This window comes from Pseudomonas sp. 5Ae-yellow (genome assembly GCF_014077575.1).
Lineage (GTDB): Bacteria > Pseudomonadota > Gammaproteobacteria > Pseudomonadales > Pseudomonadaceae > Halopseudomonas > Halopseudomonas neustonica.
The window spans coordinates 1-229 of record NZ_JACGWE010000167.1 but is presented as its reverse complement, the minus strand read 5'-3'; the positions used below and the strand labels follow the sequence as shown (position 1 = coordinate 229).

Here is a 229-nt window from a genome sequence, read left to right as displayed (position 1 = left end):
TGCGTTGCTCTGGCGTCAGGGCTTTGCCCTTGGGCGTGACACCCTGACGCTCCTGCGACAACTGATCGACCCAGCGGCGAAGAGCGCTTTCTCCCACGCCGAGAGAAGTACAAGCCTGGGGAATGCTATATCCTTGATCAAGCACCAGGCTGGCTGCCTCCTGCTTGAACTCGGGTGAAAAAGTGCGTCGTTTCCTGGTCATCTGACACCTCGCTTAGGGTGGCGATTT

General features: G+C 58.1%; 1 protein-coding gene. It reads right to left on the bottom strand.

The window, feature by feature from the left end:
• On the bottom strand, window positions 1-202 hold a 202-nt coding region (locus tag H4J77_RS19710; RefSeq protein ID WP_182250168.1), incomplete at its 3' end, for a transposase.
• Window positions 203-229 lie beyond the last annotated feature (27 nt).